Origin of the sequence: Enterobacter sp. RHBSTW-00593 (assembly GCF_013784105.1) — a bacterium.
GTDB classification, from domain to species: domain Bacteria; phylum Pseudomonadota; class Gammaproteobacteria; order Enterobacterales; family Enterobacteriaceae; genus Enterobacter; species Enterobacter ludwigii.
Genome location: NZ_CP056393.1, coordinates 4,604,237 through 4,620,151, shown reverse-complemented (window position 1 = coordinate 4,620,151; position 15,915 = coordinate 4,604,237). Strand labels below are relative to the sequence as shown.

At 50.7% G+C, this 15,915-nt stretch carries 13 protein-coding genes; 11 read left to right on the top strand and 2 right to left on the bottom strand.

Features of this window, described 5'->3' with window-relative positions; genetic code table 11:
• Positions 1-104 precede the first annotated feature (104 nt).
• The 5 genes from silB (at position 105) to HV242_RS22235 (ending at position 7,893) form a co-directional block, all read left to right on the top strand.
• Positions 105-1,397, top strand: a complete 1,293-nt coding sequence (gene silB, locus HV242_RS22255) for a Cu(+)/Ag(+) efflux RND transporter periplasmic adaptor subunit SilB (protein ID WP_013087116.1) — start codon at positions 105-107, stop codon at positions 1,395-1,397.
• 10 nt (positions 1,398-1,407) lie between these two features.
• Positions 1,408-4,554 carry a Cu(+)/Ag(+) efflux RND transporter permease subunit SilA gene (gene silA / locus HV242_RS22250; protein ID WP_044865875.1) on the top strand — a complete coding sequence of 1,049 codons (3,147 nt, stop codon included), beginning with the start codon at positions 1,408-1,410 and terminating at the stop codon, positions 4,552-4,554.
• Between the two features lie 86 nt (positions 4,555-4,640).
• The gene (locus HV242_RS22245; RefSeq protein WP_000758228.1) at positions 4,641-5,081 is read left to right on the top strand and encodes a DUF411 domain-containing protein; all 441 of its coding nucleotides are present in this window, start codon (positions 4,641-4,643) and stop codon (positions 5,079-5,081) included.
• A 126-nt stretch (positions 5,082-5,207) separates the two neighbouring features.
• The gene (gene silP, locus HV242_RS22240; RefSeq protein WP_044865872.1) at positions 5,208-7,655 is read left to right on the top strand and encodes an Ag(+)-translocating P-type ATPase SilP; all 2,448 of its coding nucleotides are present in this window, start codon (positions 5,208-5,210) and stop codon (positions 7,653-7,655) included.
• Between the two features lie 40 nt (positions 7,656-7,695).
• Positions 7,696-7,893 (top strand): DUF2933 domain-containing protein, encoded by a 198-nt coding sequence (locus tag HV242_RS22235; protein ID WP_000843494.1) that lies wholly within the window; start codon positions 7,696-7,698, stop codon positions 7,891-7,893.
• 33 nt (positions 7,894-7,926) lie between these two features.
• Here the strand turns inward: HV242_RS22235 and HV242_RS22230 are convergent, their stop codons facing one another.
• Together HV242_RS22230 and HV242_RS22225 are read right to left on the bottom strand one after the other, a co-directional pair.
• Positions 7,927-8,664: a peptidoglycan DD-metalloendopeptidase family protein gene (locus HV242_RS22230; protein WP_044865871.1), complete on the bottom strand. Its 738-nt coding sequence runs from the start codon at positions 8,662-8,664 to the stop codon at positions 7,927-7,929.
• 288 nt (positions 8,665-8,952) lie between these two features.
• Positions 8,953-9,402 (bottom strand): copper resistance protein, encoded by a 450-nt coding sequence (locus tag HV242_RS22225; protein WP_001023257.1) that lies wholly within the window; start codon positions 9,400-9,402, stop codon positions 8,953-8,955.
• A 234-nt stretch (positions 9,403-9,636) separates the two neighbouring features.
• Between HV242_RS22225 and pcoA the strand changes: the two genes are divergently transcribed.
• The 6 genes from pcoA to pcoS are packed head-to-tail and all read left to right on the top strand — an operon-like array spanning position 9,637 to position 15,836.
• A complete protein-coding gene (pcoA, locus tag HV242_RS22220; protein ID WP_044865869.1) occupies positions 9,637-11,454 on the top strand; it encodes a multicopper oxidase PcoA in 1,818 nt (605 codons plus the stop codon).
• A gap of 5 nt (positions 11,455-11,459) precedes the next feature.
• Positions 11,460-12,350: a copper resistance outer membrane transporter PcoB gene (gene pcoB, locus HV242_RS22215; protein ID WP_074133539.1), complete on the top strand. Its 891-nt coding sequence runs from the start codon at positions 11,460-11,462 to the stop codon at positions 12,348-12,350.
• Between the two features lie 39 nt (positions 12,351-12,389).
• Entirely contained in the window at positions 12,390-12,770 is a 381-nt protein-coding gene (pcoC, locus tag HV242_RS22210) for a copper resistance system metallochaperone PcoC (RefSeq protein WP_000025662.1), read from the top strand.
• 55 nt (positions 12,771-12,825) lie between these two features.
• Positions 12,826-13,704: a copper resistance inner membrane protein PcoD gene (gene pcoD, locus HV242_RS22205; RefSeq protein WP_229692861.1), complete on the top strand. Its 879-nt coding sequence runs from the start codon at positions 12,826-12,828 to the stop codon at positions 13,702-13,704.
• 54 nt (positions 13,705-13,758) lie between these two features.
• Entirely contained in the window at positions 13,759-14,439 is a 681-nt protein-coding gene (pcoR, locus tag HV242_RS22200; protein ID WP_001188930.1) for a copper response regulator transcription factor PcoR, read from the top strand.
• Positions 14,436-15,836: a copper resistance membrane spanning protein PcoS gene (gene pcoS / locus HV242_RS22195; protein WP_064673678.1), complete on the top strand. Its 1,401-nt coding sequence runs from the start codon at positions 14,436-14,438 to the stop codon at positions 15,834-15,836. The genes pcoR and pcoS overlap by 4 nt, the downstream gene beginning before the upstream one ends.
• Positions 15,837-15,915 lie beyond the last annotated feature (79 nt).

Here is a 15,915-nt window from a genome sequence, read left to right as displayed (position 1 = left end):
CGGAGCGAATACATCCAGTGCGCCTGAACATTCATTAAGGGATTACTGTGAATGAATGATCGGGCGCATATGCCAGGTGTTTTGATTTTTCAGCGAGAAATTGTATGGCTTCTTTAAAGATAAAATATGCTGCAATAATTATCAGCAGCCTCATAGCAGGAGGGCTGATATCGGTTACTGCCTGGCAGTATGTAAACTCATCACAAAAAACAGTACAAACAGAACAAAAGGCACCGGAGAAAAAGGTACTTTTCTGGTATGACCCGATGAAACCGGATACCAAATTTGATAAACCCGGAAAATCGCCCTTTATGGATATGGACCTGGTGCCAAAATATGCTGATGAAAGTGGCGATAAAAGCAGTGGCGGGATCCGTATCGACCCAACCCAGGTTCAGAATCTGGGATTAAAAACGCAAAAAGTCACGCGAGGAATGCTGAATTATTCTCAGACAATCCCGGCTAATGTCAGTTACAACGAGTATCAGTTTGTCATTGTGCAGGCGCGTTCTGACGGTTTCGTCGAAAAAGTGTATCCCCTGACGATTGGCGATCATGTGAAGAAAGGCACGCCGCTTATCGATATCACCATTCCTGAATGGGTTGAGGCACAAAGTGAGTTCCTGCTGTTATCCGGTACAGGCGGTACGCCAACCCAGATAAAAGGGGTTCTGGAGCGACTTCGTCTGGCTGGTATGCCGGAAGAGGATATTCAAAGGCTGCGTACAACCCGCACCATCCAGACCCGTTTTACCATTAAAGCACCTATTGATGGCGTCATTACTGCATTTGACCTGCGCACCGGCATGAATATTTCGAAAGATAAGGTGGTGGCTCAGATTCAGGGAATGGACCCGGTCTGGATCAGCGCTGCAGTGCCAGAATCTATCGCCTATCTGCTGAAAGATACGTCGCAGTTTGAAATTTCGGTACCGGCTTATCCGGATAAAACATTCCATGTCGAAAAATGGAACATTCTTCCCAGCGTGGATCAGACAACCCGTACGCTTCAGGTCCGTCTCCAGGTTTCTAATAAGGATGAGTTTCTCAAGCCGGGCATGAATGCCTATCTGAAACTGAATACCAGGAGCCAGGAGATGCTGCTGATACCAAGCCAGGCCGTTATCGATACCGGCAAAGAACAGCGCGTGATTACTGTTGATGATGAAGGCAAGTTTGTGCCGAAACAGATCCACGTTCTGCATGAGTCACAGCAACAGTCCGGCATCGGCTCCGGCCTGAATGAAGGCGATACCGTGGTGGTCAGTGGCCTGTTCCTCATTGACTCTGAAGCCAATATTACGGGCGCACTGGAACGTATGCGCCACCCTGAAAAAACAGAAAGCAGTATGCCAGCAATGTCTGACCAGCCTGTAAATATGCATTCAGGGCACTGAGGAGACGACGATGATTGAATGGATTATCCGGCGCTCTGTCGCCAACCGTTTCTTGGTCATGATGGGGGCCCTGTTTCTCAGCATCTGGGGCACATGGACGATTATTAACACGCCTGTCGATGCCTTGCCTGACCTGTCAGATGTGCAGGTCATTATCAAAACCAGCTATCCCGGCCAGGCCCCGCAGATTGTAGAAAACCAGGTCACCTATCCACTTACCACCACCATGCTGTCCGTGCCTGGCGCAAAAACCGTGCGTGGTTTTTCACAGTTCGGTGATTCGTATGTGTATGTCATTTTTGAAGACGGCACCGATCTGTACTGGGCCCGTTCCCGCGTGCTGGAGTACCTGAACCAGGTACAGGGAAAACTGCCCGCCGGTGTGAGTTCTGAAATCGGTCCGGACGCCACGGGGGTGGGCTGGATATTTGAATATGCCCTTGTCGATCGCAGCGGAAAACACGACCTTTCAGAACTGCGTTCTCTGCAGGACTGGTTCCTGAAATTTGAGCTGAAAACCATCCCGAACGTGGCTGAGGTCGCTTCGGTTGGCGGCGTGGTGAAACAGTACCAGATTCAGGTCAATCCGGTAAAACTGTCTCAGTATGGTATCAGCCTGCCCGAAGTGAAACAGGCCCTTGAATCGTCTAACCAGGAGGCCGGTGGCTCATCCGTTGAAATGGCCGAAGCTGAGTATATGGTCCGTGCCAGCGGTTATCTTCAGAGCATTGATGATTTTAATAACATCGTCCTGAAAACAGGCGAGAACGGCGTGCCGGTTTATCTGCGGGATGTTGCCCGCGTGCAGACCGGGCCTGAAATGCGGCGTGGTATTGCCGAGCTGAACGGCCAGGGCGAAGTCGCTGGCGGCGTGGTGATCCTGCGGTCGGGTAAAAATGCACGCGACGTTATCACGGCAGTGAGGGATAAACTTGAGACGCTGAAGGCCAGCCTGCCGGAAGGCGTTGAAATCGTGACCACCTACGATCGCAGCCAGCTCATCGACCGGGCGATTGATAACCTCAGTTCCAAACTTCTGGAAGAGTTTATCGTGGTGGCCATCGTCTGTGCCCTGTTCCTGTGGCACGTACGTTCTGCCCTGGTGGCGATTATCTCTCTGCCGCTTGGTCTGTGTATCGCCTTTATCGTCATGCACTTCCAGGGACTGAACGCCAATATCATGTCGCTGGGAGGGATAGCGATTGCCGTCGGTGCGATGGTGGATGCCGCCATTGTGATGATTGAGAATGCGCATAAGCGGCTTGAGGAGTGGGATCATCAGCATCCGGGTGAGCAGATTGACAACGCCACCCGCTGGAAGGTGATTACCGATGCCTCCGTTGAAGTGGGACCCGCACTGTTTATCAGCCTGCTGATCATCACCCTGTCCTTTATTCCTATCTTTACCCTGGAAGGTCAGGAAGGACGTCTGTTTGGCCCGCTGGCATTCACGAAAACGTACTCCATGGCGGGCGCGGCCGCGCTGGCCATCATCGTCATTCCGATTCTGATGGGATTCTGGATCCGGGGGAAAATTCCTGCAGAGACCAGTAACCCCCTGAACCGGGTACTGATCAAAGCGTATCATCCATTGCTGTTGCGGGTTCTCCACTGGCCAAAAACAACCCTGCTGGTTGCGGCCTTGTCCATTTTCACCGTTATCTGGCCGCTGAGCCAGGTGGGCGGTGAGTTTCTGCCGAAGATTAACGAGGGCGACCTGTTGTATATGCCGTCGACCCTGCCGGGTGTCTCTCCGGCTGAAGCTGCAGCGCTCCTGCAGACGACGGACAAGTTAATCAAAAGCGTTCCTGAAGTGGCCTCTGTATTTGGCAAGACCGGTAAAGCAGAGACCGCCACGGATTCCGCACCGCTCGAAATGGTTGAAACCACGATCCAGCTCAAACCTGAGGATCAGTGGCGTCCAGGCATGACGATTGACAAGATTATTGAAGAACTCGACAGGACCGTCCGTTTACCGGGGCTGGCAAACCTCTGGGTGCCGCCAATCCGTAACCGTATTGATATGCTCTCAACCGGGATCAAAAGCCCGATAGGTATCAAAGTGTCCGGGACTGTTCTGTCGGATATCGACGCGACGGCGCAGAGTATCGAGGCGGTAACCAAAACGGTACCGGGTGTGGTGTCTGTCCTGGCTGAGCGACTGGAAGGTGGACGTTACATTGATGTGGACATTAACCGGGAAAAAGCTTCCCGGTACGGGATGACAGTAGGTGATGTCCAGCTGTTCGTCTCATCAGCCATCGGCGGTGCGACGGTAGGGGAAACGGTGGAAGGCGTGGCCCGGTACCCTATTAACATTCGTTACCCACAGGATTACCGCAACAGTCCGCAGGCGCTGAAACAGATGCCGATCCTGACCCCGATGAAGCAGCAGATCACACTGGGCGATGTTGCCGATATTAAAGTCGTTTCCGGACCAACCATGCTGAAAACCGAAAATGCCCGGCCAGCCAGCTGGATTTATGTTGATGCCCGCGGCAGGGACATGGTGTCAGTGGTTAACGATATTAAGACGGTCATCAGCGAGAAAGTGAAACTGAGACCGGGGACCAGTGTGGCATTCTCAGGACAGTTTGAATTACTCGAGCACGCCAACAAGAAATTAAAACTGATGGTACCGATGACGGTGATGATCATTTTCATCCTGTTATATCTGGCATTTCGCCGTGTTGACGAAGCCCTGCTGATTCTGATGAGTCTGCCGTTTGCGTTGATTGGCGGGATATGGTTCCTGTACTGGCAGGGCTTCCATATGTCTGTGGCGACCGGAACCGGATTTATCGCCCTGGCCGGGGTGGCAGCAGAGTTTGGCGTGGTCATGCTGATGTATCTGCGTCATGCCATTGAAGCGCACCCGGAATTGTCCCGTAAAGAGACGTTCACACCGGAAGGCCTTGATGAAGCCCTCTATCATGGTGCGGTACTGCGTGTCCGGCCGAAAGCCATGACCGTGGCGGTGATCATTGCGGGTCTGCTGCCAATACTCTGGGGAACCGGTGCAGGTTCAGAAGTCATGAGCCGTATCGCGGCACCCATGATTGGTGGGATGATCACGGCTCCGCTGCTGTCCCTGTTCATTATTCCTGCCGCCTACAAATTAATCTGGCTGCGCAGACATAAAAAAAGCGTGTCCTGAACCTGAAAGGGCACCCCCTGTGGGTGTCCTTCTTTACTGATTCACCCTGACGTCAGGGTTTAAATCGATAATATACAGAGGTGAGTATGAAAAAAGTGGTTCTGATGGCGCTGGCTCTCGGCCTTTCACTGCCCGCGATGGCGAGTGAAAAAGTGATTGATATGTACAAATCTGAAAACTGTGGCTGTTGTTCCCTGTGGGGCAAAGCGATGGAAAAAGACGGGTTTGAAGTACGAACTCACGTCATGAATGATCAGGCGCTGTCAGCCCTGAAAGAAAAGCATGCTATTCCTGCAGGACTGCGAAGTTGTCATACCGCGGTTGCCGGTAATTTGATCATTGAAGGCCATGTGCCTGCGACAACGATACATAAGGCAATGCAGTCTGGTTCAGGTATATACGGTCTCGCCACCCCCGGTATGCCAGCAGGAAGTCCTGGAATGGAGATGGGAGCCCGAAAAGAGGCTTACGATGTTATCGCATTCTCACCGGATGGAAGTAAAAAAGTCTTCCAGCGAATCGAATAGTCAGCGGAACGGCTGATAACGGGACGCCGGCAGCAGGCACTCTTATGCCGGCGGCATTCGTGGTAATCGCATCCATGACATACCCTGAAGACAGAAGATGCTTCGGTATGCATAAGGAGAGTTACTGTGAAAAATGACAATGCAGTGCAACACAACAACCAGACTGCTTCTGAGCAGACATTATCCCCGGACGAGAGCCACGTATTGCATAAGGTGAGAGATCCCGTGTGCGGGATGGCCATCCTGCCCGACAGGGCGCACAGCAGCATTCGATACCAGGACCATCAACTTTATTTCTGCTCCGCCAGCTGTGAGAGTAAATTTAAAGCCCATCCCGATCGTTATCTTACCGAAGATGCCAGTGAACATTCCCATCACCATCACCACGATCATCACGAAGTCAGCCCTGATCAGATAAAACAGCCTCACCACCAGGCGGAGAAAGAGAATTCTGAAGGTGTGTGGACATGTCCGATGCACCCGGAGATACGCCGCAGTGGTCCCGGAAGCTGTCCTGTCTGTGGAATGGCACTGGAGCCGCTCGTAGCTACGGCATCCACGGGGCCAAGTGATGAACTTCGCGACATGACAAGACGCTTCTGGCTGGGGTTGTTGCTGGCGTTTCCGGTTCTGGTACTCGAAATGGGATCTCATCTGTTTCCCGCCTTGAGGAATACAGTACCGCCACAGTACAACACATGGCTGCAGCTGCTTCTGGCCTCTCCTGTCGTGTTGTGGTGTGGCTGGCCATTCTTCGCCCGGGCCGGAATGTCGTTACGTAACCGCTCCCTGAATATGTTTACCCTTGTTGCAATGGGCACCGGCGTAGCCTGGGTGTACAGCGTCATTGCAACCGTCTTCCCCTCCTGGTTTCCTGCATCGTTCAGAAACATGGATGGCCTGGTGGCCGTTTATTTTGAAGCCGCAGCAGTTATTACGGTGCTTGTTCTGCTGGGACAGGTTCTTGAGCTGCGGGCACGGGAACAAACCTCAGGTGCCATTACTGCACTACTGAATCTTGCCCCCAAAACCGCCAGGCGGCTGGATCATGACGGTCATGAAACGGATATTAATGCGGAAGATGTTCTGCCTGGCGATAAGCTCCGCATCAGACCTGGAGAGAGTATTCCGGTCGACGGTATTGTGATCGAAGGCAAAACAACCGTTGATGAATCGATGGTGACCGGGGAATCTATGCCGGTTACCAAAACGGAGGGTGACCCTGTCATCGGGGGGACCATTAATCAGACAGGGAGTCTCATCATCCGTGCAGAGAAAGTCGGTGATGAAACAATGCTCTCACGAATTGTTCAGATGGTCGCTGATGCACAGCGTTCGCGTGCCCCCATCCAGAGAATGGCTGACAGCGTTTCAGGCTGGTTTGTTCCTCTGGTGATACTTATCGCGGTTGTTGCTTTCGTGATCTGGTCTGTCTGGGGGCCCGAGCCCAGGATGGCGCACGGTCTCATTGCGGCTGTGTCGGTCCTGATTATTGCCTGTCCCTGCGCGCTGGGGCTGGCCACGCCGATGTCGATAATGGTGGGGGTGGGCAAAGGAGCCCAGGCCGGGGTGTTAATCAGGAATGCCGAAGCCCTTGAGCGTCTTGAAAAAGTGGACACGCTGGTTGTCGACAAAACAGGCACGCTCACGGAAGGTTCGCCTACGGTGACAGGGATTATCAGTCTCAATCCGGGTGGGGAAACATCTCTTTTGCGTGTAACAGCCGCAGTGGAAAAAGGCTCGCAGCATCCGCTGGGTATGGCAGTAGTTAAAGCAGCACAGGAAAAGGGGATCGCAATACCCGCAGTCACTCATTTCGATGCACCGTCGGGTAAAGGTGTCTCAGGCGATGTCGAAGGTCAACGGGTTGTTATTGGTAATGAACTGGCTATGCAGGAAAACAGTATCGTTATTGATAATCAAAAGGCCGTTGCGGATACGTTGCGGATGGAAGGCGCTACCGTTATCTATGTGGCCACAGACGGGGACCTTGCAGGCCTGATAGCTATCTCGGATCCCGTGAAAACAACCACGCCGGATGCGCTTAAAGCTTTGCGTCAGGCGGGGATCCGCATTGTTATGCTCACCGGGGATAACCAGCTTACTGCTGAAGCAGTCGCACGGAAACTGGGAATAGATGAGGTTGAAGCCGGAATTCTGCCGGATGGCAAAAAAGCAGTGATAACCCGACTGAAAGCGTCTGGCCATGTGGTTGCGATGGCCGGAGACGGTGTGAATGATGCCCCGGCGCTGGCAGCGGCTGACGTGGGTATAGCCATGGGAACGGGTACAGATGTGGCAATTGAAAGTGCCGGAGTCACCCTTCTCAAAGGCGACTTGATGATACTGAACAGGGCCCGTCATCTGTCAGAGATCACCATGAAAAATATCCGTCAGAATCTGTTTTTTGCATTTATCTACAACGCACTTGGCGTGCCTGTGGCTGCAGGTCTGCTTTATCCTGTGTATGGAATACTGCTGTCGCCAGTTATTGCGGCGGCGGCCATGGCTCTTTCCTCCGTCAGCGTCATTGTGAATGCGTTGCGTCTGAAAAGTGTCAGGCTCGGGAAATAACACTGAGTGAAGGGTCAGTTACGAACAGAAGGAGTCCAGTATGAAAAGTACCACCTATGCGCTTATTGCTGTCGCCGCGATCGCGGCATTTGCTCTCCTGCGCGAACACTGGTCACATGTGGCAGGTTACTGGCCATATCTGTTATTGCTGGTCTGCCCGCTAATGCATCTTTTCCACGGCCACGGAGGGCATGGAGATCATCAACATCACGGAAGTGAAAACGATAAAAAAAATTAATCCGGCAGACGGGGCCGCGTCGCGGTCCCGTTATCAGTCCAGGTATCGTTCGTAGTCTCTGGCATGCGCAAAGGCATGCTGTTCGAGTTTGTTATCAGCGGGTGCCGCTGCCCGGAACGCCAGAGAGTTAACAGAGTTGTTATTGATGACCAGCTCGTAATGCAGATGAGGACCGGATGAACGTCCGCTGTTACCGGATAACGCAATAGCACCTCCCCGTGTAACCCTGGCCCCTTTAGTAACGAGTATTTTATTGAGGTGGAGATAGCGAGTTTTAACACCGGCTTTTCCCGTTACTTCAACAAAATATCCCATGGTACTGTTGTATTCGGCCCGGGTGATTTTTCCGTCGATGACGCTGACTATTTTCGTGTTCATGGGCATGGAATAATCAATGCCATTATGGGGACTCACTTTTCCCGATACCGGGTTAAGTCTTGCAGGATTGAAAGGCGAACTGAGTCTTGCTGTGGCCGGTAACGGATAATCGAGACTGCCTTTCCCGGAAGTATCGGAAAGGTTATAGAACTTTTTATCTGATATACGATACGCCGTGTAATTAAATGAACCGGACGTAAATTTATAGGCCACGACACGTGATTTTCCCGCTTTCTTTTGCAGTACGAGTTTTAATGATTCATTTTTTTTCAAATGCCGCAGATTAAACCGGGAAGGCAAGGAGCGCTGAAGAGTAGCGATCTCGTTCGATTCCAGCCCCGAGCGGGTGGCTGAAAGGTAGGCATTTTCTTTTACGACATCGGTAGAATACATTTACTGGAATTCGCCGTTAGCATGAACACTGCGGCGTATGCTAGGGGTTTTCAGGAGGCGTGTCATCTGTCAGTTAATCGGGAGCACCGTTGATGGTCGTCATTTTTGTAACATATCTTGTTTCCCGTTTGCTCCTGAAGCTCTGGGAACTGTATGACCAGCCCGACGGTGATGATTAACGGGACTGAAACAGGTTACGGCAGAGCAATATGGGGCTCATGTCCTGCTACGTAACCCGTCAGTAAAGCCCTGCTGCGCACCTGACGCTAAGCACTAACCCGCCTGCAGTTACCTGGTCGAATACAGCCCGCGAAGCTTTCTTGCCTGCGTCTGATGTGCTTCCGCACCGGCATTATTGACCTGCTCATGCACGAGAGCGGCTTTTTCTCCGGCATTCAGTTCGTTAAAAGAAGAAGACGAGGTCTTTGAATTTGCATCACTGCCGGACAGCATTTTTTTATGTTCCTCAATCATTTTCTGATGCGCATAGGACGCGCTGTTGTTCATAAATGAATGAGCAACAATGGCCCTTTCATGTTCATTCATTTCAGAGAATGAGGGCGTGTTGTTTTTATTAACCCTGTCCGGTAAGTTTTCATGCGTCGAGGAATTCACATGACTGACGGCTGAGGCATTATTAACAAATCGATGTGCTTCATGGGCAATATCACTGGACTGAGCAAAAGCTGCCCCACAAAATAAAGCTGTAAACGCAGTGGTCGTGATTAATATATTCATGTGTAATTACCTTCTGAGGTACATAAAAGATGTCCTTATGATCATATATAAAAATAATCAACCTGTGGGGAAGATGACGTAAATGTAATACAGCTATGTACATTACACGATTGTAATGAATTTGTTTCTTAAGGTGTGCTAGCTTCATTTCATTGTAAGTGGATGAACCAGTAATTTAATTTAAATCGGTTCTCGAATTCTGTCAGTAACCATACTTTAAATAAGGGAATGCGCATGCTGTTGAAAACGTCTCGACGAACTTTCCTGAAGGGGTTAACCCTCTCTGGCGTAGCCGGAAGTCTTGGCGTATGGAGTTTCAATGCGCGTTCCAGTCTGAGCCTGCCAGTTGCCGCATCCCTGCAGGGTACTCAGTTTGACCTGACCATTGGTGAAACGGCCGTCAATATCACGGGCAGTGAGCGTCAGGCCAAAACAATCAATGGAGGCCTGCCGGGGCCCGTTCTTCGCTGGAAAGAAGGTGACACCATTACCCTGAAGGTCAAAAACCGTCTTAATGAACAGACGTCCATTCACTGGCACGGCATTATTCTTCCGGCCAATATGGATGGTGTTCCGGGGCTGAGTTTTATGGGCATAGAGCCTGATGATACCTACGTTTACACCTTTAAGGTTAAGCAGAACGGGACTTACTGGTACCACAGCCATTCCGGTCTGCAGGAACAGGAGGGGGTATACGGTGCCATTATCATCGATGCCAGGGAGCCAGAACCGTTTGCTTACGATCGTGAGCATGTGGTCATGTTGTCTGACTGGACCGATGAAAATCCTCACAGCCTGCTGAAAAAATTAAAAAAACAGTCGGATTACTACAATTTCAATAAACCAACCGTTGGCTCTTTTTTCCGCGACGTGAATACCAGGGGGCTGTCAGCCACCATTGCCGATCGGAAAATGTGGGCTGAAATGAAAATGAATCCGACTGACCTCGCGGATGTCAGTGGCTACACCTACACCTATCTCATGAACGGGCAGGCCCCGCTGAAAAACTGGACCGGACTGTTCCGTCCCGGTGAAAAGATACGCTTACGGTTTATCAACGGCTCGGCAATGACCTATTTCGATATCCGTATCCCCGGGCTGAAAATGACGGTCGTGGCTGCAGATGGCCAGTATGTAAACCCGGTTACCGTTGACGAATTCAGGATTGCCGTTGCCGAAACCTATGATGTCATTGTGGAGCCTCAGGGTGAGGCCTATACCATCTTCGCACAATCCATGGACAGGACCGGTTACGCTCGAGGGACACTGGCCACGAGAGAGGGGTTAAGTGCTGCCGTTCCCCCCCTCGATCCCCGTCCTCTGTTGACCATGGAAGATATGGGTATGGGGGGAATGGGACATGATATGGCAGGAATGGACCACAGCCAGATGGGAGGCATGGATAACAGCGGAGAGATGATGTCTATGGACGGTGCTGACCTTCCGGATAGCGGGACATCCTCCGCGCCCATGGATCACAGCAGCATGGCCGGTATGGATCATTCCCAGATGGCCGGAATGCCGGGTATGCAAAGTCATCCTGCGTCAGAAACGGATAACCCACTGGTTGATATGCAGGCGATGAGCGTCTCTCCGAAATTAAATGATCCGGGTATTGGTCTTCGAAATAACGGAAGAAAGGTTCTCACGTACGCGGATTTGAAAAGCCGCTTTGAGGATCCTGACGGACGTGAACCTGGCCGTACCATAGAACTGCATTTAACCGGCCACATGGAAAAGTTTGCCTGGTCATTTAACGGAATCAAGTTTTCAGATGCCGCACCGGTGCTGCTGAAATACGGTGAGCGGCTCAGGATCACGCTGATCAACGATACCATGATGACTCACCCCATTCACCTGCATGGTATGTGGAGCGATCTGGAAGATGAAAACGGTAATTTCATGGTTCGTAAACACACAATAGATGTTCCCCCTGGTACAAAACGCAGTTACAGAGTGACAGCAGATGCGCTTGGCCGCTGGGCGTATCACTGCCATTTGCTCTATCACATGGAAATGGGAATGTTTCGTGAAGTCCGGGTGGAGGAATGATGCGAATGAAGAGAAATTTGAAGGCCATACCTGTTCTGGTCGCCGGTTTGTTTACCTCACCGCTTTCTATTGCGGCGGGCTCCGTCTCTGCAGATCCCCACGCCGGGCACGACATGTCTGCCATGCAGATGCCAGCAGATGAGAATTTCACTGAGATGACGTCAATGGAGCCCATTGTAACTGAGAGCAGAACGCCAATTCCGCCTGTTACCGATGCCGACCGGAAGGCTGCATTCGGCAATTTACAGGGGCATGCGATTCACGACAGTGCGATTAATTATCTGGTTCTGCTGGATCAACTGGAATGGCAACGGTCGGATAACACCAACAATTTCAGCTGGAGTGTTAACAGCTGGATTGGAGGCGACACAGATCGGATTTGGCTAAAGAGTGAAGGTGAACGAAGCAATGGGGAAACGGAGGCGGCTGAAGCGCAGTTACTCTGGGGACATGCGGTTGGCCCATGGTGGGATTTGGTTGCGGGTGTCAGGCAGGATTTCAGACCTGCTTCTGCCCGGACCTGGGCTGCTGTCGGTTTTCAGGGGCTGGCACTCTATAATTTTGAGTCTGAAATTACGGGTTTTGTCAGTAATGGCGGAAAAGCAGCCCTTCGTCTGGGAGGAGAATACGACGTTTTACTGACTAACCGGCTCATACTCCAGCCATCCTATGAGGTGAATTTCTACAGTCAGGATGATGAATCGCGGGGTCGCGGCAGGGGACTGACTGACACAGAGCTGGGGCTCCGGCTGCGCTATGAAATACGCCGTGAGTTTGCACCCTATATAGGCGTTTCCTGGAATCAACTTTACGGGAAAACATCCGATATGGCGAAAAGAGAAGGTGAGAAAGACCATCAGGTAGTATTCCTGGCGGGAGCCAGAATCTGGTTTTAACGCACTGATATAAAACACTCAACTAAACAGGTAAATAAAATGTCGATTTTAAATAAAGCCATTCTTACAGGTGGCCTCGTTATGGGCGTTGCTTTCTCTGCTATGGCCCATCCGGAATTAAAAAGCTCTGTGCCACAGGCTGATTCAGCCGTAGCGGCCCCGGAAAAGATTCAGCTTAATTTCTCGGAAAATCTGACCGTGAAATTCTCAGGTGCAAAATTAACGATGACGGGTATGAAAGGCATGTCATCACATTCTCCGATGCCGGTCGCGGCAAAAGTGGCGCCAGGCGCTGACCCTAAATCGATGGTCATTATTCCGCGAGAGCCTTTACCCGCTGGCACTTATCGTGTTGACTGGCGCGCGGTTTCTTCAGATACGCACCCTATTACCGGTAATTACACCTTTACAGTGAAGTAATATTATGAACGACCTGATTATGATTGTTATTCGTTTTCTTATTTATCTGGATTTGATGGTAATATTTGGATTGCCATTTTTTCAGATATATGGAATAAGCGGTGTCAGACATGAAACCTATAACCTGACTAATTTCAGGTCGTTTATAACCTTTGCTGTTGTTACAGGCATCATTCTTACTGGCATTAATATGCTCCTGGTATCTAATGCCATGAGTGGAGTAACTGACCTCAGAGAATTATCCATCCATGTTATCGAGATGGTGATAGAAGAAACTGATGTGGGTATTAGCTGGATTGTCAGGCTCTGTGCCCTGTTTACCACACTCGGTGCTTTGTTCCTTTACACTAATAAGAGAGTATTGTCCTGCCTGCTGATGACGATGAGTGGGGGCGTGGCGCTGGCTACACTTGCCTGGGGAGGACACGCCGTTATGCATGACGGTCTGCATTACTATCTCCATTTACTGAGCGATCTGACCCATCTCGGTGCTGCAGGTGCCTGGACAGGTGCTCTGGTTGCATTTGCTATCCTGCTGATGCGCAGAAACGAGCATAATGCACAGAGCGTCATTGTGATATCTGACTCCCTGGCAAAATTTGCCACGGCAGGAACGGTGATTGTTGTAGCCCTGATCCTGAGTGCGCTGGTCAACTATCTGTATATTGCTGAGGGTAACTTAACTCCCTTATTCAACAGTTCCTGGGGGAGGATATTGCTTGCCAAGACGGCTCTGTTTGTTCTGATGCTTCTTCTGGCTGCAGCAAACCGGTTTCACCTGGGTCCCCGGCTTGAAGTTATGGTCAGGGAAGGGAATTATGATCGCAGCGTTGCCCTGATGCGAAACAGCATCCTGACAGAATTCGTTGTTGCGATTATCATTCTGGGCGCCGTAGCGTGGCTCGGAATGCTTGCTCCGTCTCAGGTCAGCTAGGGGACAGCCAAAGCTCATGCGTGAGATTTTTACTTTCATATCAGCGAGTTAACCATGCAGCGTATTTTAATCGTTGAAGACGAACAAAAAACAGGTCGTTACCTGCAGCAGGGACTGGTTGAGGAAGGCTATCAGGCCGATCTCTTTAATAATGGCCGCGATGGTCTCGGGGCCGCGTCGAAGGGACAGTATGATTTGATAATACTGGACGTGATGCTGCCTTTCCTCGACGGGTGGCAAATCATCAGCGCACTGAGGGAGTCCGGGCACGAAGAACCGGTCCTGTTTTTAACCGCAAAGGACAACGTGCGGGACAAAGTGAAAGGACTGGAGCTTGGCGCAGATGACTACCTGATTAAGCCCTTTGATTTTACGGAGCTGGTTGCACGTGTAAGAACCCTGCTGCGCCGGGCACGCTCGCAGGCCGCAACAGTCTGCACCATCGCCGATATGACCGTTGATATGGTGCGCCGGACCGTGATCCGTTCGGGGAAGAAGATCCATCTCACCGGTAAAGAATACGTTCTGCTTGAGTTGCTGCTGCAACGCACCGGAGAAGTGTTACCCAGGAGTCTTATCTCGTCCCTGGTCTGGAACATGAATTTTGACAGTGATACGAATGTGATTGATGTCGCCGTGAGACGTCTGAGAAGTAAAATTGATGATGACTTTGAGCCAAAACTGATCCATACCGTTCGCGGTGCCGGATATGTCCTGGAGATCAGAGAAGAGTGAGGTTCAAAATTTCCCTGACCACACGCCTGAGCCTGATTTTTTCTGCGGTGATGCTTACGGTATGGTGGTTATCAAGTTTTATCCTGATTAGCACCCTTAATGGCTATTTCGATAATCAGGACCGCGATTTTCTGACAGGTAAACTTCAGCTCACCGAAGAGTTTCTTAAAACAGAGACGTTCCGGAACAAAACGGATATTAAGTCATTATCAGAAAAAATAAACGATGCGATGGTAGGGCACAATGGTTTATTCATTTCTATAAAAAACATGGAAAATGAAAAAATTGTTGAACTCTATGCCAAAAATTCTGTTGTTCCAGCGGTCCTGCTTAATAAGTCGGGTGATATTCTCGACTATATGATCCAGACGGAAGAAAATAACACCGTGTACCGCAGTATCTCGCGGCGGGTTGCCGTGACGCCGGAACAGGGTAAAAGCAAACATGTCATCATTACGGTTGCCACGGATACTGGGTATCACACCCTGTTTATGGATAAGCTCAGTACCTGGCTGTTCTGGTTCAATATCGGTCTGGTCTTTATTTCTATTTTTCTGGGCTGGCTGACCACACGTATTGGTCTGAAACCGCTACGGGAAATGACCAGTCTGGCTTCCTCCATGACCGTACACAGCCTGGATCAGCGTCTTAATCCCGATTTGGCTCCGCCGGAAATTTCTGAGACCATGCAGGAGTTCAATAACATGTTCGATCGCCTGGAGGGGTCATTCCGGAAACTGTCAGATTTCTCGTCTGACATCGCGCATGAGCTGCGCACACCGGTCAGTAATCTGATGATGCAGACGCAGTTTGCACTGGCTAAGGAAAGGGATGTTTCGCATTACCGCGAAATCTTATTCGCTAACCTGGAAGAACTGAAAAGGTTGTCACGAATGACCAGTGATATGCTTTTTCTGGCACGTTCAGAGCATGGTCTGCTGCAGCTGGATAAACATGATGTGGATCTGGCCGCCGAACTGAATGAATTACGTGAGCTGTTCGAGCCTCTGGCAGACGAAACAGGAAAGACAATCACCGTTGAAGGAGAGGGCGTTGTTGCCGGAGACAGCGATATGCTGCGACGTGCTTTCAGTAACCTGCTTTCCAATGCAATCAAGTATTCTCCCGATAACACCTGTACAGCGATACACCTTGAGCGTGACAGTGACTGTGTGAACGTGATGATTACGAATACGATGTCCGGCCAGGTTCCCGCTAATCTGGAACGTTTGTTTGATCGGTTCTATCGAGCTGATTCATCAAGGGTCCACAACACGGAAGGCGCGGGGCTGGGATTATCAATTACAAGGTCGATCATTCATGCTCATGGCGGCGAGCTGTCAGCAGAACAGCAGGGGCGGGAAATTGTGTTCAAAGTGCGCCTGTTAATGGATTAATCCCGTTCTTCAGGAGAAACCTGGAAGGTGACAAAATTGTCATCATTCAGTCACGCGATAAACAGAGGCGGTTTTTTAT

Bases quoted from the DNA above. Each gene is read 5' to 3' on its own strand.
- silB (WP_013087116.1), top strand. From the start codon at position 105: ATGGCTTCTTTAAAGATAAAATATGCTGCAATAATTATCAGCAGCCTC.
- silA (WP_044865875.1), top strand. From the start codon at position 1,408: ATGATTGAATGGATTATCCGGCGCTCTGTCGCCAACCGTTTCTTGGTC.
- HV242_RS22245 (WP_000758228.1), top strand. From the start codon at position 4,641: ATGAAAAAAGTGGTTCTGATGGCGCTGGCTCTCGGCCTTTCACTGCCC.
- HV242_RS22235 (WP_000843494.1), top strand. From the start codon at position 7,696: ATGAAAAGTACCACCTATGCGCTTATTGCTGTCGCCGCGATCGCGGCA.
- HV242_RS22230 (WP_044865871.1), bottom strand. From the start codon at position 8,664: ATGTATTCTACCGATGTCGTAAAAGAAAATGCCTACCTTTCAGCCACC.
- HV242_RS22225 (WP_001023257.1), bottom strand. From the start codon at position 9,402: ATGAATATATTAATCACGACCACTGCGTTTACAGCTTTATTTTGTGGG.
- pcoA (WP_044865869.1), top strand. From the start codon at position 9,637: ATGCTGTTGAAAACGTCTCGACGAACTTTCCTGAAGGGGTTAACCCTC.
- pcoB (WP_074133539.1), top strand. From the start codon at position 11,460: ATGAAGAGAAATTTGAAGGCCATACCTGTTCTGGTCGCCGGTTTGTTT.
- pcoC (WP_000025662.1), top strand. From the start codon at position 12,390: ATGTCGATTTTAAATAAAGCCATTCTTACAGGTGGCCTCGTTATGGGC.
- pcoD (WP_229692861.1), top strand. From the start codon at position 12,826: ATGGTAATATTTGGATTGCCATTTTTTCAGATATATGGAATAAGCGGT.
- pcoR (WP_001188930.1), top strand. From the start codon at position 13,759: ATGCAGCGTATTTTAATCGTTGAAGACGAACAAAAAACAGGTCGTTAC.